Source organism: Paenibacillus sp. FSL K6-2862 (assembly GCF_038005125.1).
In the GTDB taxonomy this organism is placed as follows: domain Bacteria; phylum Bacillota; class Bacilli; order Paenibacillales; family Paenibacillaceae; genus Paenibacillus; species Paenibacillus illinoisensis_A.
In genome coordinates, this window is sequence record NZ_JBBOSN010000001.1 from 425356 (window position 1) to 442821 (window position 17466).

The window sequence follows — 17466 nt, forward strand, 5'->3', positions numbered from 1 at the left end:
AAGGAGAACCCATCATGGATAAATCATCATCAACGGAACATACACCTGCCGCCGGAACACAGCCAGATGGAGCGCAGACAACGCTGCAGATTACGGGCATGACCTGTGCAGCCTGTTCCACGAGGATCGAGAAGGGATTATCGCGTATGGAAGGTGTTCAGCAGGCCAGTGTCAATCTCGCCATAGAACAAGCAAGCGTTACGTATGACCCCAAGGCTGTAAGTGTCAACGCATTGCGGGATAAGGTGGAGGCGCTCGGCTACGGTACAGTGACGGAATCCATTGATCTGGACATCACAGGCATGACCTGTGCTGCGTGTTCCGCCCGGATTGAGAAGGGCCTTTCCCGCCTGCCGGGTGTATCGCGAGCGAATGTAAACCTGGCACTGGAGACGGGACACGTTGAATTTGCAGCAGGAGCACTGAAACCTTCCGATATTACAGCCAAAATCAAACAGCTGGGATATGGTGCCGAATTGCAGCAGACACAGGAAGAAACCTCATCCGTTCGCGAACGTGAGCTGCAGCGCAAAAAATGGAAATGGATGATCTCCGCCTTATTATCCATACCGCTGCTGTGGGCCATGGTAGGCCACTTCTCATTTACATCATGGATTTGGGTGCCGGATCTGTTCATGAATCCATGGTTCCAGCTGGTACTAGCAGCACCGGTGCAGTTCGTTATTGGGTGGCAATTCTATGTCGGGGCTTACAAGGCGCTGCGTAACGGCAGTGCCAATATGGACGTACTGGTCGCTCTGGGTACAAGCGCGGCATTCTTCTACAGTCTGTATCTGACACTCACGAGTGGAATGATACCTTCAACAGCACCGATGGATCATGGCGGGATGGACACGAGTGCGGGTGCCGCTATGCCTTCGGTTGAGCTGTATTACGAGACTAGTGCGATTCTGATTACGTTGATTTTGCTTGGAAAATGGTTTGAAGCCGTAGCGAAAGGCCGCTCGTCCCAGGCGATCAAAAGCCTGATCGAACTGGCCCCTCGTGAAGCCCGAGTCATCCGGGACGGCCAGGAAGTGCTTGTGCCTGCAGCGTATGTAGCAGTAGGTGACATCGTGTTGGTGAGACCGGGGGACAGTATCCCGGTGGATGGTGTTGTGGAAGAAGGGCAATCCTCGGTGGATGAATCCATGCTCAGTGGCGAAAGCTTGCCTGTCGATAAAAAGCCGGGGGACGCCGTTACGGGTGCTACACTGAATAAAAACGGTGCACTGAGGCTGCGAGCGACACGAGTCGGCTCGGACACCGCATTATCTCAGATCATTAAAGTGGTTGAACAGGCACAGGGGTCCAAAGCACCCATTCAGCGGATTGCGGATGTCATTTCCGGCATCTTTGTCCCCATTGTGGTTGGCGTTGCTGCGCTGACATTCTTGATCTGGTATCTGTTTGCCAGTCCCGGTGACTTCGCAGGATCTCTGGAAAAAGCGATTGCCGTACTGGTCATTGCCTGTCCATGTGCCTTGGGTTTGGCAACACCAACCTCTGTCATGGCTGGATCAGGACGGGCGGCTGAATATGGCATCCTGTTCAAAGGCGGAGAACATCTGGAATCGGCACAGCAGATTCAGACGGTTGTTCTGGACAAAACAGGGACAGTCACTCAAGGAAAACCGGTGCTGACGGATGTGATCTCAGCACAAGATTGGACAGAAGCAGAACTGTTGAAATGGGTTGGAGCGGCAGAACAAAGCTCTGAACATCCGCTAGCGGAAGCTATCGTAGCAGGAATCCGGGACAAAGGGATAGTACTGCCCCAATCAAAGCAGTTTGAGAACATACCAGGATATGGCGTTCGGGCCAGAGTACAAGGACAGGAAATTCTGGTTGGAACACGGCGGCTGCTTGCCGATGCTCATGTGGAGGTATCGGAGGCAACCGCTCGCCAGATGAATGAACTCGAGGAGCTCGGCCGCACAGCGATGCTGATAGCAGTCGATGGCCGCTGGGCAGGTATTGTTGCTGTGGCAGATACAATCAAGGATACATCACGCGAAGCCATTCAACGGCTGCAGGCGATGAACATCGATGTCATCATGATTACGGGAGACAATGAGCGTACGGCACGTGCCGTGGCGGAGCAAGCAGGCATCCAACATGTCCTGGCAGAAGTCCTGCCTGAGGGTAAAGCAGCCGAAGTGAAGAAGCTGCAGGATAGCGGGCTGAAAGTGGCAATGGTTGGTGACGGCATCAATGACGCACCTGCCCTGGCTACAGCAGATATCGGTATGGCCATCGGGACTGGAACAGATGTAGCGATGGAAGCGGCAGATATCACGCTGATGCGTGGTGATCTGAACAGTATAGCGGATGCGATCGAGATGAGCCGGCGCACCATGGGCAATATTAAGCAAAACTTGTTCTGGGCGCTTGGCTATAACGTCATTGGTATTCCAATCGCTGCAGTGGGTTTCCTGGCTCCTTGGCTGGCTGGTGCGGCCATGGCATTCAGTTCCGTATCGGTTGTATTGAATTCGCTGCGTTTGCAACGGTTGAAGCTGGAACGTAAGCCAAAGTAGATTGCAGGCGATAGGCATGCTATTACCTTCAGCCTAACGTGAAATGGAGCGCGGTTCGCTGCGGTGAACCGTGCTTTTTCTTGTCTTTTTATGAAAAAGGAAATGGACTTTATGAAACAAGAATGATGTTTCTGAACATTTCAGAAATCAGTTGACAATAATGACATATGCCATTAAAATTTAAACAATTGTTTGATTCAAACGATCGTTTAAATCAAATGTGAACTAATCAATATTGGAGGACCTTATTCTATGCTACAGGCATTACGCATTTTATTGAAAAAACCGCCAGTGATTGTGGGGATCGTAACAGCACTTATGTTCCAAGTGATCTTCAGTGTCATCTGGATGACCGCATACTCCGGCGTGAACGACCGCACGACTGAATTGACAGTAGCCATTGTGAACGAGGATGGCGAGATGTCCCAAGGTATTGCGGATAGTTTGACTAAGACGCTGCCTTTCCATACGGTATCGGATCTCAGTTCCGCTGATGCATTGGATCAGCTGAATCACCACCAAGTTCACATGGTGCTGAATATTCCGGCTGGCTTTAACGAGCTTCTTCAGACTGCAGGTTCTACAGCTGAGATCAAGTACACCATTAACGAAGCTAATCCGGTGACGATCAAAAGCATGATGCAGGGCGTTTCCCAAAGTGTGACGAACACCATCAATAAACAAGCGACTGCACAAGGCGTACAGACTGTACTGACTGCTGCAGGAGCACCTGCGGATCAGGCGGCCGATGCTGCTGCCAATCTGGCTACCCGGGTTGAAGGCACAACAACTTCGATTAATCCGGTGAACGGCATGAATAATCAGATGGTACCGATGATGATGGTACTGGCTTCTTATGTCGGCGCCATGATCATGGGTATGAATCTGCAAACGGCTATGGGAATGCTGTCAGCAACCCACTCCCGCTTGACCCTGTTTGGTGCGAGAATCGTGATTAACATCGCATCCGCTCTGGTTGTATCCCTTCTGGGTTCATCGCTGATTGTTGCGCTCGGAGGACAGATTGCCCAAGGATTCATCGCCTTCTGGTTGTTCCAGGCTCTGTTCCTTTGCACGTTCATGTTCTTCTCGCAGTTCTTCCTGATCTGCTTCGGACCTGCAGGAAGCCTGTTCAACATCATCTCACTGTCCCTGCAATTGGTATCTTCCGGTGCAATGGTACCCCGTGAGCTGCTTAATGGTTTCTACAGCGGCATCGGACAGTATTTGCCTGCAACGTACGCAGTTCAAGGTATTCTGAGCGTTCAACTTGGTGGACCTGGCGTTCAGTCGGCAGCCGGATCTGTTGCGATTGTTCTGGTCATCGCAGTTGCCCTCTCCCTGGTAGTGACCTTGCTCAAAAAACGTCGTATGCCAGCAGGTGCACCAAGCCCGGCTCAAGTGAACAGCTAATATTACAGATGTAAATGATTCTATAGTATTGGAGCAGGCACCCCGGTGGATCTCAACCGGGGTGCCTGCTGTGTATCAAGGACCAGTTAGAGCTCTGACATGATATGGTCATGCCTTGCGCTTTGAAAGTTAAACTTTCATAATAAATAGATGAAACAGCTGGCTGCAGCCCCGAAAGCTGGAGCATGATATGAACGGACAAGAGGAGCGAACGGAATGACTGAACCGGAATTGGATATCAAAACGAGGATTTTGCTCGCAGCCAAAAAACTTTTTGCGCAGCAGGGGTATGACGGGACAAGCGTTCGTCAAATCTGTGATGAGGCGGGTGCCAATGTGTCACTGGTCTCGTACCATTTTGGCGGAAAAGAAAAGGTGTTTGAAGCGATTTTTGAGCACTTCTTTCCTGATCACATGCTGACTGATTTGGCTGCGGAGTCCATGTCCCCTGTGGAGGGTATCAGCAAAATTGTAGGTGAAGTCGTGAAGTTCACGATGACGGACTGGGAGATGAGCGACATTGTACAGCTTGAAATTACACTGAACACTCATCGCACGGCCACCGTATTTCGGTTCCTGGACCCTGTCTGGACCAAAGTGAATGATTTGCTGCAGGAAGGCAAAGACCAGGGTGTATTCCAGATCGATTCCGTATCTTATGCAATGCTTCAGGTCATGGGTGTAGCTCTGGCACACAAACGTGCCAAAAACTCACGGTTTACGTTTAACTATGAGGACATGGATACAGATAAGCTGGCTGAACAGACGATTGAGTTTGTACTACGAGGATTGGGAGTGAACAGACATGAATGAAACGATTGAATTGATGATGAAACACCGCTCCGTGCGGAAATTCAAGCCGGATCCGGTAAGCGAGGAGAAGCTTGCGACTATCGTGGCTGCCGGGCAGATGGCTTCCTCTTCCAGCAGTGTACAGGCATATAGCGTCGTTGCCGTGACGGAACCGGAACTAAAATCGAAGCTCGCTGCACTCGCAGGCAACCAGGCTTATGTGGAAGAATGCCCTGTTTTCCTCGTGTGGTGTGCAGACTTGTATCGACTGAGTGATGCGGCGAAGCGCCACCAGCCGGAGAAGGAGTCTTATGCGGATTCCACAGAGAATTTTATGGTAGCAACGATCGATGTGGCTCTTGCCTCCCAGAATGCCGCTCTGGCCGCTGAGTCGCTCGGTTTCGGGATTGTATATATCGGCGGTCTGCGTAACAAGATTGAAGAAGTGACTGAACTGCTGGGTCTGCCGGAAGGTGTATACCCTGTCTTCGGCATGTGTGTCGGTATAGCTGATCAGGAAACCGGCATACGTCCGCGTCTGCCGCTGAATGCTGTTCTTCATCGTAATCGCTACGATGCCGAAGAGACGCTTCGGGGTGTGGAAAGTTATGACGAAACCACGAAAGCCTATATGGCCGCCCGTACGAATGGCGAACGTACGACGCCGTGGTCTGAGTTGATGGCCAAACGCCTTACCGAGCCGGCGCGTCTGCAAATGAAATCGTATCTCGAAGGCAGAGGGTTTATGAAACGTTAATGAAGGTCAACGAAAAGGGTCAGCCGGGAAATCCAGCTGACCCTTTTGTCGTCCATCTGTGCTATGCATTAGGGTAAACGGTAGAACCGCTTCGTGTTCTGGTAAAAGAGACGCGCTGCCCGCTCGGTTCCCATGCCCGTAATCTCGCTCCATGCCTGAATCACCTGTCTCGTCATGGCGGGTTGTGTCATTCTTCCCTGAAACGGCCCTTCAAAAGGCCAAGGTCCGTCCGTCTCTGCCATGACCTGTTCAGATGGATATTGTCTTGCCAGCTCACGAATCTCCTCTTCATACTGAATGTCTGGCGTGAAGGAGATGAAGTACCCGTTATCCGCCATTCGCCGCACGGTTTGACGGGAACCCTTGAACCAGTGGAAATGGGCGCGTCTAACCTGATATTGTTCCAGCAAGTCGCATGCGATGTCGGCATCCTCATAAACGGCATGAAGCACGATGGGTTTGTTATGCCGCTTGGCGAGTTGAATAAACCGTTCGAGCAGCTCGATATATCCAGTCTGATCAAAAGCAAGTTCTGCCTGTTCTGCTTCCTGGCGATTATAGTAGGGCAGTCCAACTTCCCCGATGGCTACCGCTTGTCCGATATGCTTTTCAATCCAGTCGAAGAACAGGTTCTGATCCTGCGCCGATGGCAGAGGCTGTTCCGGATGAAAGCCAAAAGCCGGATAGATGAATCGGGGGTTCTGTCTCGCCAGCTCCAGATTATCCTGTGCCGAGGTGATATTCATGGAAACGGCGATGACAGCCTCAACCTGTTGATCCGGAAAAGATTGCAGCATATGCTGCTGTTCCTCCACGGTATATTTGTCAAAATGGATATGAGCATCAATCAGTGGTGCAAAAGCTTGGGAATGCATGAAGTGGCCCCTCCTAGTCATCTTTATCTTTTGAAGGTTGATACGCGAATATCATGAATGCGGATCACTGTTTTGGAAAAAATATAACGAAAAACCCGTGCTATGGAGTTAGCCGGGCTTTTTTCTGTTCTTCTTTCATCCACTCCGAAATCTGCCGTTTGCGTTCGAGGAAAGCCTTCTCTTCCGTTATTTCTTCACGTCTTGGACGATCAAAAGGGACATGTACCTCATGCAGCACGGTCGCAGGTCGGTTGGATAATACATAGATTCGATCGGCAAGCAGCAGCGCCTCTTCGATATTGTGGGTAATAAACAGCACGGATCGGCGGTTTTGTTCCCATATATCGAGCAGCCATCGCTGCATGTCACTGCGTGTCAACGCATCGAGGGCGCTGAAGGGCTCATCCAGCAGCATCAGTTCCTGCGGACTGAGCAGGGCACGCAAAAAGGCTGCCCGCTGCTGCATACCGCCTGATAACATGTGCGGATACGCCTGTTCAAACCCGCCCAGACCGACGCTGGAAAGCCACTTCCGTGCTTCCGCAAGCGCTTCAGCCTTGGGTGGCGTATGTGCTGATACTTCACCGGCAAGCAGCACGTTGTCTTCAATGGTACGCCAAGGAAAGAGAGCGGGATGCTGCGGCATATAGCTGATTTTGCCCCGCTGCCCGGTAACATTCTGTCCGTTCATGAGAACCTGGCCTGTTTGGGGTTTCAACAACCCGCCAATGATATGGAACAACGTACTCTTGCCGCATCCGGAAGGCCCAACGATCGCTACGAATTCGCCCTGTTCTACGGTCAGGGATAATCCGTTCAGGACAGACAGCTTGTTCCGCCGTTCCCGGAAGGAAGCATGGACCTCCTGTACTTCCAGTGCAGGCAGGCTCTGATTGCCCGAATCGGAGGTAGCGGTAAAAGCAGTGCGGAGTGATTCTTCTCGAGTTGAAATTCCGGCGCTTCCGCCTGGTGCAGGTGGTGCCTGTTCGTTATATTTGAGTGTCATCTCACATTCACTTCCTAACCTTGTATAGTGCTTCTGCTGCGAATCAGCGCTTCTGTGGTCGCCAGCGAACGAGCAGCTTCTCCAGCAGGGCAATGAACAGGAAGAGCAGCAGGCTGAGTGCGACAATAATCATGATTGCAACGAATAGACGATCTGTTCGGTAAGCGGACTTCTGAAGCATCATGTAATATCCGATACCTTTGTCGGCTCCGATCCATTCGGCAATAATGGCACCCATGACGCTGTAAGTCGCGGCAATCTTGACGCCGGAGAAGATGGAAGGCAGTGCGTGCGGGAGCTCCAGCTTCCAGAAAATTGGGCCGCGTCTTGCTCCCGCCATGCGCATGTAATTCATCATGGCGGCATCCGTACGTGTCAGTCCATCCATGGCAGCGACGGCAACGGGGAAGAAGCAGACCAGGATGATGGTAATCAGTTTGGGCAGCAGTCCGAATCCGAACCAGATCAGCAGGAGCGGAGCGAGCGCAATCGTAGGTATATTTTGACTAAGGATAAGTAAAGGATACAGGGCAGACTTCAGGAATGGAATCAGATGCAGCACCATGGCGACCAGCAGCCCAACCAGCGTGCCAGCCGCGAAGCCAATTAACGTGAGTTGAATGGTCGCCCATGCATGCATGCCCAGACGTTCTGCTTGGGAAGCGGCTTCGTGCGCGATGTCGGAAGGTGCGGGCAGCATCCATTTCTCAATATGAAACAGGGATACGGCGCCCTGCCATATGGCTATAAAGAGAATAACCGCCACAATGGGCGGCCATACACTTTTGAAGTACGTATGCATTAGCGATATTTCTCCGTCAGGGTATCCATGCTGAAGCCGTTCGGGCTGTGGGCGATTTTGATCTGGGAGATGATGCTTGGACTGCCAGCCTCCACGAGCACCTCATGCATTTTACGGACAACTTCCAGCAGTTCCTCCAGCTCACCCTCCATTGTGGTGTCGAGCGGATTGACCTGATATTTCAAGCCAGATTGTTGAATCACTTCGATAGCCCGATCTACATAAGGATACGAATTTTCGCCATTCGGCGTTTTGGGAATTACTTGAATGCTAAGCAGTGTGCTTGCCATGAGAGATCACGGCTCCTTTCGGTTCAACTTTATTGGGGTAAAAAATCGTTCGTATACGCTTGGGATACATCAACCTGCTCATCAAGCAGTTTCTTGCTAAACATCCAGTCCGTGTAGTTCTGCCACACTTCCTGTTTTTGCTCACCCCAACGCGGAGCGTCATCCTTGTATTTTGGGCTCAGCCATTTCTGACTTGCCACCACAAGGTCCTTATCGAGATCAGGTACAGCCTTGATTAAAATGTCCGCAGCTTCTTCGGGATGATCAATCGCATATTGATACCCTTCAGAAGTAGCCTTCATAAATGCCTTCACCAGTTCTGGGTCGTTCTGAATGGTCTGCTCGTTCGTCACGAGTACAGGCGTGTAATAGTCCAGCGCATCGGAATAATCCTTCACATACAGCATGTCGAGGGGTTCTCCCCGCAGTTCGGCCTCAATGCCGGTCCATGCATAGAAAATCCATGCAAAATCAATGTCCCGTTTCACTGCGGTAAAAAAGTCGGCGTCGCCCATATTGATATTTTTTACTTTGGACACATCGGCGCCTTCGCCTTCCATAATGGATTGCATAACCGCTTCTTCAACGGGTGATCCCCAGCCGCCATAGGATTTGCCTTCGAAATCCTTGGGTGATTTGATGTTTCGGTCCACCGGAGCGGCGAATCCAGACGTATTATGCTGAATGACAGCTGCAATGGAGACGAGTGGAACATCCTGTGTACGGGCCTGTGTTACACTCTCCTGATAACTTACCCCAAAAGGAACTTCATTTGAGGCTACCATCGTATCCGCACCGCCGGCACCCGGCTGCACAATCTCGACATTCAAGCCTTCTGCCTGGTAGAATCCTTGATCCACGGCGGCATACAGCCCGGTGTGGTTCGTATTGGGTGTCCAGTCGAGCACGACCTTAACATCCTTCAATGCTGCGCTGTCACCTTCGCTGCTGTTTTCAGTGGTGCTGCTGCCGTTTTGTCCTGCAGGCGCTGCTTCCTTGCTGCCGCATGCAGCGACGGTGACCAGTGTCACACACAAGAGCAGGAGTCCGATCATTTTACGCCATCTCATCTTGTTTTCTCTCCTTCATATGGTCCGGCCAGTGGCGCGGGGTACTCCTTGGCTTCATATCCAAGCATGGTGCATAAATCCTTCGATTTATACCAGCTATGATCCGGATGACGTACTTTTTGTGTCAAAAAGATACCATCAAAAAAAGCGCCCCGTAATCCGGGACGCGTGCAGGCGTTAGAGAGGTGGCTGCAGCACATGGCTGGGCCAATTCGATATACTCCGATTCCTACGCTGGCATGATCCAGATCAGGTCTAAGGGTTAGTATCTTGATGGGATACACTCTCAGCCGGCCAATTCCGACTCCCCTGGGAAACTATGAAGTTACGGGCATTACTAGGTGTAATTATAGGCCAGAGGCCGGAATGTGTCCAGTCAGGAACTGGATGGAATAGCCAAGCGCCATATACTTGTGAGAATGTATCAAATATCAGAAAGGATAAGATAGATCGGAATCGATCTTTGTTTGAAGGCAGACGGGGAAATGTTATTTACTGTACTTTGATTTTGATCACGTAGCTAACGCTGCCTTCGAACCAACTTGCACTGTACAAATATGTATATATTCCAGGAGTATCAGGTGCTGCAACTGTATGATGAGAATTATCTAGTCTGCTCCATCTGTCTAGTTCATTCCCCTGTTCAATAAATGTAATCTCTTTAGGAGTCTGATCGAAGGTTACGACGAGCGTTGAACCGGCAGGTACATTCATAGGGGTGGCTGGCACATCGATTGCCGCATATTCGTTATATTTCGTATTGTGTTTCCAAGTATACTCGAAATATCTGCAGGAATGGGTAGGGTTGTCCCTTGAACCTGGACTGTGGATTGGGGAAGAGGCTTGTTGCTTAAAGTCACAAGTAAATATTCTCCTAATAGAATTGAAATAAATACGGTATAGCATAATGCCCATATGACAGCAATAACGGCGATCATTTGGATCAGTATTTTCATGGCGAACTCCTTGAATATAGGGTGGGAATAATGCGTGACAGATCACATTATCCCCGCTGGTCCCTCGAATTGAATATTCCTTAAGCGGTATAAGGTCTAGCGCTGGAAAAACTCAATCCATTCCTTCTCTGGTCCATAGATGAAGAAATAGCGATAGCCGTTGGGCAACGTAATGATCTCCCCGTCAATAAACTCGGCCTCTGTAGCCTGGATACGCTTATATTCCGCATCAAGGTCTTCCACGTGGATGGCGAAATGGTGCACCGTTCCTTCGGAAGGCAGCTTATCACTGTATCCCTGAATCAACTCAATCTCCGTTTCATCACTACCATTGAAGCCAAGGAAAGCGAGTTGAATGACACCGTTCGTGTGAGTTACCCGATCTTTCAATTCGAGTCCTACAATCTCCGTATAGAAACGCAGTGTTGTCTCCAGATCACGTACAGCAATGCCGATATGGTCAATACGCTTTTGAAAACCCATCATGAAAACCTCCCAAGTTTTAAAAAAAAGTTTCTTACATATTAAGGGATATGATAGATTCCTAATTCCGAGTTGTCAAATAAGATTTAAATTTAAATTCTTAGAATGTTTACTTATGTGGAGATATTCGCGATCTTTATAATTGGCAGAGTAAACAGAGAGCTTCTCATTATTGACCTGCTGAATGTAATTCATTAATTAATGCCACTATTTTATACTCCAGAAATGAAATAACCTACCGCAAACTATTTCCTGGGCAATCAAGTTGTAGACCATTGAACTGCATAAGTTTCAGTCTACAGCGCGATTATTGAAGCAAAAAGGGCTCCAAAACATATGCTTCGGAGCCACTTTACATTATAGCTACATTATAGAATAGCTAAATTGGTGAATTTATAATTTAATACGAACGCAATACGGTAATCAAAGGGAAGCTGCACGTTGTCTGTTCTGCCACTGATAAGCAACCAGGCTGATCACAAGCAGACCTGCAGTAAATAGCGCAAGCATCCATGTGGATTGATTAACGTCCAGATGATCCAGACTCCAACCGGTAAGCAGAGGCAGAATGGCGCCGCCGACTCCGCCAGATGCAATCAGGATACTGGGTGTAGACTCTTCTGTTCCTGGCAGCATTTTGCTGGCAAAAACAAGAGCAATGGAGAAAACTCCAGAAAACGCCAGTCCAAGCAGGAGAATAGTTAGAAAAGCAGACCAGATCTGGTTGGTAAACGGGAAAATGGCCATAAGCAGCACAGCTGCCAGACAGCTGTACAAAATGTACACGCGATACTGAAACTTTTCAGCGATATATCCGGCGAAGAGTCTTCCAACCGACATCGCGATCCAGAAACAGGTAACACTAAGAGCTGCCCCAGCCTCCTTCATGTTCATTTTTTCAATCAGAATGGCAGGCATGAAATTGGCAAGACTCATCTCCGTTCCGACATAGAGAAAGAAAAATACAACGAATAAGATCATCAGAGCCAGATTACGGCCTCGGTAGGTTGAACTGCTTGTGCCACTGTCTGAAGAAGACACAGCATTAGAAGATTCCCCCGCCTGGATGTGTCCAGCAGCGTCATCTGGCTGGCGCCTGCCGAGTGCATGATCCAGCTCCCCGAATGACATTCTGGCCCAGAAGAGGAATGTCAGTGCTGAACAGACCGCAACGACGAGGAAGGACATGCGCCAGTACCCTGCCGAGATCAGACCGCTGGCGATAAGCGGCATGACCATAGCTCCGATACCGAATAATACTTCAAGCCTGCTCATTGCCACTGCGGTATTTTCTTTGATGGCGGCAATGATGATCGTACCGATTACGGCTTCAATCATGCCGAATCCGAAACCTGCTGCGGGTGCAATGACGAACATAAGGCCCCAGGGAGGCAGCAGCATATAGGATAACTCAGCAATGCATAGCAGAGCTGCAGCGATAAGTAATCCGCCGCGTTTGCCAAAACGACGATTTAACGGAGGAGACAACAGTACACCACCCAGGAATCCGGCAAATTGGGCAAAGATCAGTGTTCCTCCCTGACTGTAATCTTTGCCGTAATGTTCTAGTGCGACAGGCAGGATGGAACCGAGGACTACGTGTGCAAGTCCGATAAGAAAATAGGACAGACAGCCAATCCATAACAATTTTTTCATGGAGAACTCCTTCTATACCTATGTACAATTTAAGGTCAGCTACATCAGCTCATACGTCCGAGTGCAAACAAGTCTATCATAACAGCATGTGTAAGGATTTGGTAGGACTTGCAAAGTGGTTCTTGGTTCGTATATACTGAGACACAACAATTACAGATCGGAACCATGCCGTTGAAGAGCATCCAACTCGGAGGCGTTATCGCCAGGGGAGCGAATCCATCCCCAAGTTAACCGGAACCGCCCGTTATCGCGGACCAAGAGGCTGAAACAGGGTATCCTGATTCGGCAAGTTGGGTGGCACCGCGAGCAGAGCGCTCCTCGTCCCAAGGGATGAGGGCGCTCTTTGCATTTTTTTAGCCAAAGGAGACGGTGACCATGTTGGACATGAAGTGGATTCGGGCCCATGCAGATGAAGTGCAGGCGGCGGCAGACGGGAAGAAAATCAACATTAGCATTCGTGCATTACTGGAGCGGGATGAGGAGCGCAGAGCGCTTTTGCAGGAAACAGAAGAAGGACGCAGAATGCGGAACACCTTATCAGCGGATATCGGAAAATTGATGCAATCCGGGGATCGTGAACAGGCCGAAGGATTAAGAACTCAGGTGAAACAGCTGAATGAGAAGCTGGAACAGGTCGAAGCGAAGCTTGCGGACGTGCAGGAGGAAGTGACTCGGTTGCAATGGCTGGTGCCTAATGTCGTATCACCGGATACGCCGATTGGAGCATCGGACGAGGATAATGTGGAGCTGCGACGTGTGGGGGAAACACCGACATTCGCCTATACAGCCAAGGACCATGTGGAGCTCGGGGAGCTTCATGATCTGATTGATATTCCGCGGGGGGTGAAGATCGGAGGGACACGAAGCTATGTGTTAAAAGGAGCAGGGCTGCTTCTGCACCGGGCGGTACAGCAGCTCGCACTTGATCTGCTGATGCGGCAAGGGTTCACCCCTATGGAAGTGCCTCTAATGGTCAGAGAGGATGCACTTGTGAACACGGGATTTTTTCCGACAGGACGCGATCAGGTCTATGAATTGGAAGGTGAGGGCAAGTGGCTGGTCGGCACCTCCGAGGTACCACTCGTATCGTATTATGCCGATGAGATTGTAGATGTACAGAAGCCGATCAAACTGGCTGCCGTATCCACCTGTTTCCGCAGTGAGGTTGGGTCAGGCGGAAGGGATGTACGAGGTTTGTACCGGGTGCATCAGTTTGCAAAAGTCGAACAGGTCATTCTTTGTGCACCGGATGCGGAGGAATCGGAGCGCATGCTCCAGGAAATTACCGGACATGCAGAGGAATTGCTGCAGCTGCTTGAACTGCCTTATCGGGTGGTGGCGGTATGTACAGGTGACATGTCGCAGAAAACGTATAAACAATACGATATTGAGACATGGATGCCGAGCCGGGGCGCATATGGGGAAACCCATTCGTCGTCAAACCTGCATGACTTTCAGGCACGTCGTTCGAATATTCGCTGCCGCAATGCCGAAGGTCAGCTAGCGTACTGCCATACGCTCAACAACACGGCCGTGGCATCGCCACGTATCCTTATTCCACTTTTGGAGAATCACCAACAGGAGGATGGAAGCATTCGCATTCCGGCAGCTCTCCAGCCTTATATGGGTGGGGCTGAATATTTGATTTTGCCAAGTTAGTTATAAAGCAATTAAGTACAGTGTGCACATAGCATTAAAGCAAACGGAACCCTGATAAGGGTTCCGTTTAATCAAACATATTATTTGTTACCCACAGATATTCTTGCTCAAGCCTAGCTGCAAGCTTGTAATCTTCCTTTAAAGCAACTTCTCTCATATAGGAAAAAATTGTCGAATCTCAATTCTTTTGACCATCCTAGCACTATAAAATTCATTATTATGCATTCAATCTCCGATATAATATAATAGAAGTAAAATATTGGATTATGGGAGATGGAAGATTGCAATGAAAAGAGTAAAACGAACATTTCGAGGAATGCTTGCACTGATCATGGTATGTGCTATCTTGGCTCCATCACACATTCTGGCGGCTACGGGTGACGTGACCTCCATTGAAATTACCAACAGCAGCCCGCAGAAGTTAAGTGTGTCACAGACGGCTGCGCTGAAGGTGATGGCAGAAGTTGAAGGGTTTGATAACAAGCAGGATGTGACTGCAGGGGTTACGTGGTCTACGAGTAATGCAGCAGTTGCAACCATTGTGAAAGGTAAAGTAAAGGGAGTAGCAGCGGGTGAGGCAACGATTCATGCTGAAGTCGATGGGGCCAAGGCGCAGCTCGTTGTCCAGGTTTCCGAGAAAATCAAAAGCATCAAGGCTTCGCCCAAATCCTATAGTTTTGTCAAAGGCAGTGAAAGTGCACTGCCCAAAGTCAGCATTGTACGTGCGAGCGGCAAGGAAGAAGATGTAACATCAGAGATCGTGTGGAGCGTTTCGAATGCAGCAGCTGTCGTGGAAAACGGCAAGATCAAAGGCAATACGCCTGGCCGGGTGCTGTTGCAAGGCAAATACGGCTCGGAAACAGTTAAGGTGCCTGTCGCCATTACTGACATTATTACCAAAGTGGAAGTTACTCCTACTGCAATGCAGTTGAACATCAAGAAATCCAAAGCACTGAAGGTCATTGGTACATATGCCAACGGAAAAACAATTAATCTGTCGAAACAGGTGACCTGGACTTCGTCGAATAATGCAGTGGCAACCGTTAAAAATGGGACGGTCAAAACGTTAACCGAAGGAAATGCAACCTTGACAGGAACCTACCAAGATCAGACAATAAAGACAGAAGTTACGGTTGTTCCATTGCTCAAAAAGTTGATTACAGGTCAGAAGAAGCTGGTGTTATCCCCGCAGGGAAGCACAACGCTAACCGTTATGGCGCAGTATGATACAGGCAAGACAACGGTGGTTACCAACAATGCAGTCTGGAGCAGTACGAAACCGAGCGTAGCTACGGTAACCAATGGTAAAGTGGTGGCTGTGGGTAAAGGCAAAACGAGCATAACCGCCAAGTGGAACAACAAGAAAGTGACGATACCGGTAACGGTAAAATAAAGCTTATTTCAAACAAGCGTGTTACCATAGCTTTTTACATCATAGAGACAGACAGCAGAGGGACGTAGAATATACGTCCCTTTTTAGATACAAAAATACGAAGTCACCGCATTAAGAGGCTTACCTGCGCGGGTCCAGAAACCAAAACGAAGAGGACGTGATCCTTGTGAAAGCTGCAATTATAAGTTCAAATGGGGATATGAAAGACTGGGCTTACTTCAGGTATCTTTTTCTTTCGATCATCTCGGTGCTGACGTTTCAGAAGAGCATTAAGGTTGAGGAAATGAAGCAAAGGGCAAGTGAAATGTACAAAACAGGTTACCATCTGAGAACCAATTGCAGATCATAGAATTGCTGTAAAAAAGGCAACTGCAGGTTAGGTCCGATGGATCGTAAGCATTGGAGAAGGTGATGTTGATCAGAGAAAGACGAATTTATGTTATTGCAGTAGTCATTACTATGGCAGCCGGGCTGGCATCCCGTCGCTATGGGGATATGCTGCCTGTTTTCTTACATGACCATGCTGGAGATGCCTTGTGGGCAGGCATGATCTATTTCGGATTTCGTATGGTTTGGATCAGGCGAAGTAAGGCTTGGGCTTTCCTATTGAGCTTCGTGTTTAGCTGGGGAATAGAATTCTCGCAAATGATTCAAATGCCATGGCTCAATGAGGTGCGTTCAACCATGCTGGGTGCCCTGATTTTGGGACACGGTTTTCTTGTCATAGATCTCGTCAGATATACAGCAGGGATTCTGTGCACGTTCGTGATAGACCATTATTTCCTAAGCAATAGGAGGAGTTCGTATGAACATTGAAAAGTTATTCGCGAAATCGCCAGAATTTGAAACGGAACGGCTGCTGCTCAGACGTCTTACATTAGACGATACCGAGGATTATTATGCATTTGCCTCCGACCCAAGAGTCAGCGAGCAGACTCTGTGGAACTGCCATGAGACGGTGGATGACTCCGTTCAATACATCCAACGGGCCTTGGACAATTATGAGACGAAATCGGTGTATCTATGGGGATTTGTTCGCAAAGACACGGGGCACCTGATTGGCCGCGGGGGGATCTTTCATTTCAATGAGCTTATGCAGAGTGCTTCTTTGGGATATGCCATTGCAAGCAAGGAGTGGAATAAAGGGATTGCTGCTGAAGCGATGCAGCCCATCGTTCATTACTGCTTTCAGGAACTGGACTGCAACCGGCTGGAGGGCAGATGCAATGCTGGCAACATCGGTTCGGCACGGGTCATGGAGAAACTGGGCATGTCGTATGAAGGTCTGCTTCGTAAGCAATTGAAGATTAAAGGCGTGTTCACGGATCAAAAATTGTACTCCCGTATCCGGGATGATCTATAATACTTGCAATGATACACAGGATACATAGAAGAAAATGATATGGAGGCGGCGCAATGATCTACAGCATTATTTCTCAATCAGTATGGGAACAGGTATCCAAGGAGAGCGTGTATGCACCGGATAGTTTGGAAACGGATGGATTCATTCATTGCTCTACCAAAGAGCAGATTCCATGGGTAGCTGCGCAATATTACGCAGGGCGTACGGATCTGCTGCTGCTGGGTATTGATGAAAAAGCATTAAAGCCGGAACTTGTATATGAAGACTTATATGAGCTAAATGAACTGTTTCCCCATATTTATGGAGAGCTTAATCTGGATGCAGTGAAGAAAGTAATCCCTTTTCCGCCGAATGAAGAAGGCGTACTGGTATTTCCTGAATAAAGCAAGCCTTGCACTCACTATGGATATA

Annotated in this window: 18 protein-coding genes and 1 riboswitch; of the genes, 9 read left to right on the top strand and 9 right to left on the bottom strand. The window is 49.2% G+C overall.

The features are described from left to right. Positions 1-14 precede the first annotated feature (14 nt). The 4 genes from MHB82_RS02075 (at position 15) to nfsA (ending at position 5502) form a co-directional block, all read left to right on the top strand. Positions 15-2540: a heavy metal translocating P-type ATPase gene (locus MHB82_RS02075; RefSeq protein ID WP_341173689.1), complete on the top strand. Its 2526-nt coding sequence runs from the start codon at positions 15-17 to the stop codon at positions 2538-2540. A gap of 252 nt (positions 2541-2792) precedes the next feature. Then, positions 2793-3953 carry a YhgE/Pip domain-containing protein gene (locus tag MHB82_RS02080; protein ID WP_095361593.1) on the top strand — a complete coding sequence of 387 codons (1161 nt, stop codon included), beginning with the start codon at positions 2793-2795 and terminating at the stop codon, positions 3951-3953. Positions 3954-4169: 216 nt separating this feature from the next. Continuing rightward, positions 4170-4766, top strand: a complete 597-nt coding sequence (locus MHB82_RS02085; protein ID WP_095361592.1) for a TetR family transcriptional regulator — start codon at positions 4170-4172, stop codon at positions 4764-4766. Then, positions 4759-5502: an oxygen-insensitive NADPH nitroreductase gene (nfsA, locus tag MHB82_RS02090; RefSeq protein WP_095361591.1), complete on the top strand. Its 744-nt coding sequence runs from the start codon at positions 4759-4761 to the stop codon at positions 5500-5502. The genes MHB82_RS02085 and nfsA overlap by 8 nt, the downstream gene beginning before the upstream one ends. Before the next feature lie 68 nt (positions 5503-5570). On the opposite strand, the gene MHB82_RS02095 is transcribed toward nfsA, so the two are convergent. From MHB82_RS02095 to MHB82_RS02135, 9 genes are all read right to left on the bottom strand, one after another. Then, the gene (locus MHB82_RS02095; RefSeq protein ID WP_110756719.1) at positions 5571-6377 is read right to left on the bottom strand and encodes a TatD family hydrolase; all 807 of its coding nucleotides are present in this window, start codon (positions 6375-6377) and stop codon (positions 5571-5573) included. 100 nt (positions 6378-6477) lie between these two features. Further along, the gene (locus tag MHB82_RS02100) at positions 6478-7383 is read right to left on the bottom strand and encodes an ABC transporter ATP-binding protein (RefSeq protein ID WP_341173690.1); all 906 of its coding nucleotides are present in this window, start codon (positions 7381-7383) and stop codon (positions 6478-6480) included. 43 nt (positions 7384-7426) lie between these two features. Further along, complete coding sequence (locus MHB82_RS02105; RefSeq protein WP_341173691.1) at positions 7427-8185, bottom strand: ABC transporter permease; 759 nt, start codon at positions 8183-8185, stop codon at positions 7427-7429. Next, on the bottom strand, positions 8185-8475 hold the full coding sequence (locus MHB82_RS02110; protein WP_095291668.1) for an MTH1187 family thiamine-binding protein: 291 nt from the start codon (positions 8473-8475) through the stop codon (positions 8185-8187). Before MHB82_RS02110 ends, MHB82_RS02105 begins: the two co-directional genes overlap by 1 nt. 29 nt (positions 8476-8504) lie before the next feature. Next, positions 8505-9545: an ABC transporter substrate-binding protein gene (locus tag MHB82_RS02115; RefSeq protein ID WP_341173692.1), complete on the bottom strand. Its 1041-nt coding sequence runs from the start codon at positions 9543-9545 to the stop codon at positions 8505-8507. After that, positions 9542-9673 (bottom strand): hypothetical protein, encoded by a 132-nt coding sequence (locus MHB82_RS02120; RefSeq protein WP_341173693.1) that lies wholly within the window; start codon positions 9671-9673, stop codon positions 9542-9544. The genes MHB82_RS02115 and MHB82_RS02120 overlap by 4 nt, the downstream gene beginning before the upstream one ends. Before the next feature lie 80 nt (positions 9674-9753). Then, a riboswitch (TPP riboswitch) is annotated at positions 9754-9866 on the bottom strand. Positions 9867-10037: 171 nt separating this feature from the next. Then, positions 10038-10259, bottom strand: coding sequence for a hypothetical protein (locus tag MHB82_RS02125; RefSeq protein ID WP_341173694.1), 222 nt, complete (start codon positions 10257-10259; stop codon positions 10038-10040). Positions 10260-10597: 338 nt separating this feature from the next. Beyond that, complete coding sequence (locus MHB82_RS02130; protein WP_095361587.1) at positions 10598-10984, bottom strand: VOC family protein; 387 nt, start codon at positions 10982-10984, stop codon at positions 10598-10600. Between the two features lie 423 nt (positions 10985-11407). Next, the gene (locus tag MHB82_RS02135) at positions 11408-12640 is read right to left on the bottom strand and encodes an MFS transporter (RefSeq protein ID WP_341173695.1); all 1233 of its coding nucleotides are present in this window, start codon (positions 12638-12640) and stop codon (positions 11408-11410) included. A 375-nt stretch (positions 12641-13015) separates the two neighbouring features. On the opposite strand from MHB82_RS02135, the gene serS reads away from it, so the two are divergent. The 5 genes from serS to MHB82_RS02160 all read left to right on the top strand — a co-directional run bounded on the left by serS (position 13016) and on the right by MHB82_RS02160 (position 17438). Continuing rightward, positions 13016-14299: a serine--tRNA ligase gene (gene serS / locus MHB82_RS02140; RefSeq protein ID WP_095361585.1), complete on the top strand. Its 1284-nt coding sequence runs from the start codon at positions 13016-13018 to the stop codon at positions 14297-14299. Positions 14300-14585: 286 nt separating this feature from the next. Further along, positions 14586-15692, top strand: coding sequence for an Ig-like domain-containing protein (locus MHB82_RS02145; protein ID WP_095361584.1), 1107 nt, complete (start codon positions 14586-14588; stop codon positions 15690-15692). Positions 15693-16103: 411 nt separating this feature from the next. After that, positions 16104-16508 carry a ribosomal maturation YjgA family protein gene (locus MHB82_RS02150; protein WP_095361582.1) on the top strand — a complete coding sequence of 135 codons (405 nt, stop codon included), beginning with the start codon at positions 16104-16106 and terminating at the stop codon, positions 16506-16508. Next, complete coding sequence (locus MHB82_RS02155; protein WP_110756735.1) at positions 16498-17055, top strand: GNAT family N-acetyltransferase; 558 nt, start codon at positions 16498-16500, stop codon at positions 17053-17055. Before MHB82_RS02150 ends, MHB82_RS02155 begins: the two co-directional genes overlap by 11 nt. A gap of 53 nt (positions 17056-17108) precedes the next feature. Next, positions 17109-17438 carry a DUF952 domain-containing protein gene (locus MHB82_RS02160; protein ID WP_095361580.1) on the top strand — a complete coding sequence of 110 codons (330 nt, stop codon included), beginning with the start codon at positions 17109-17111 and terminating at the stop codon, positions 17436-17438. The last annotated feature ends 28 nt before the right edge of the window (positions 17439-17466 follow it).

What these genes read in the sequence shown, in the direction of transcription:
- MHB82_RS02115 (WP_341173692.1), bottom strand. Translation starts at nt 9,545, where the DNA reads ATGAGATGGCGTAAAATGATCGGACTCCTGCTCTTGTGTGTGACACTG.
- MHB82_RS02155 (WP_110756735.1), top strand. Translation starts at nt 16,498, where the DNA reads ATGAACATTGAAAAGTTATTCGCGAAATCGCCAGAATTTGAAACGGAA.
- MHB82_RS02085 (WP_095361592.1), top strand. Translation starts at nt 4,170, where the DNA reads ATGACTGAACCGGAATTGGATATCAAAACGAGGATTTTGCTCGCAGCC.
- MHB82_RS02105 (WP_341173691.1), bottom strand. Translation starts at nt 8,185, where the DNA reads ATGCATACGTACTTCAAAAGTGTATGGCCGCCCATTGTGGCGGTTATT.
- MHB82_RS02080 (WP_095361593.1), top strand. Translation starts at nt 2,793, where the DNA reads ATGCTACAGGCATTACGCATTTTATTGAAAAAACCGCCAGTGATTGTG.
- MHB82_RS02135 (WP_341173695.1), bottom strand. Translation starts at nt 12,640, where the DNA reads ATGAAAAAATTGTTATGGATTGGCTGTCTGTCCTATTTTCTTATCGGA.
- MHB82_RS02160 (WP_095361580.1), top strand. Translation starts at nt 17,109, where the DNA reads ATGATCTACAGCATTATTTCTCAATCAGTATGGGAACAGGTATCCAAG.
- MHB82_RS02075 (WP_341173689.1), top strand. Translation starts at nt 15, where the DNA reads ATGGATAAATCATCATCAACGGAACATACACCTGCCGCCGGAACACAG.
- MHB82_RS02130 (WP_095361587.1), bottom strand. Translation starts at nt 10,984, where the DNA reads ATGGGTTTTCAAAAGCGTATTGACCATATCGGCATTGCTGTACGTGAT.
- nfsA (WP_095361591.1), top strand. Translation starts at nt 4,759, where the DNA reads ATGAATGAAACGATTGAATTGATGATGAAACACCGCTCCGTGCGGAAA.
- MHB82_RS02150 (WP_095361582.1), top strand. Translation starts at nt 16,104, where the DNA reads ATGTTGATCAGAGAAAGACGAATTTATGTTATTGCAGTAGTCATTACT.
- MHB82_RS02110 (WP_095291668.1), bottom strand. Translation starts at nt 8,475, where the DNA reads ATGGCAAGCACACTGCTTAGCATTCAAGTAATTCCCAAAACGCCGAAT.
- serS (WP_095361585.1), top strand. Translation starts at nt 13,016, where the DNA reads ATGTTGGACATGAAGTGGATTCGGGCCCATGCAGATGAAGTGCAGGCG.
- MHB82_RS02125 (WP_341173694.1), bottom strand. Translation starts at nt 10,259, where the DNA reads ATGAATGTACCTGCCGGTTCAACGCTCGTCGTAACCTTCGATCAGACT.
- MHB82_RS02095 (WP_110756719.1), bottom strand. Translation starts at nt 6,377, where the DNA reads ATGCATTCCCAAGCTTTTGCACCACTGATTGATGCTCATATCCATTTT.
- MHB82_RS02145 (WP_095361584.1), top strand. Translation starts at nt 14,586, where the DNA reads ATGAAAAGAGTAAAACGAACATTTCGAGGAATGCTTGCACTGATCATG.
- MHB82_RS02100 (WP_341173690.1), bottom strand. Translation starts at nt 7,383, where the DNA reads ATGACACTCAAATATAACGAACAGGCACCACCTGCACCAGGCGGAAGC.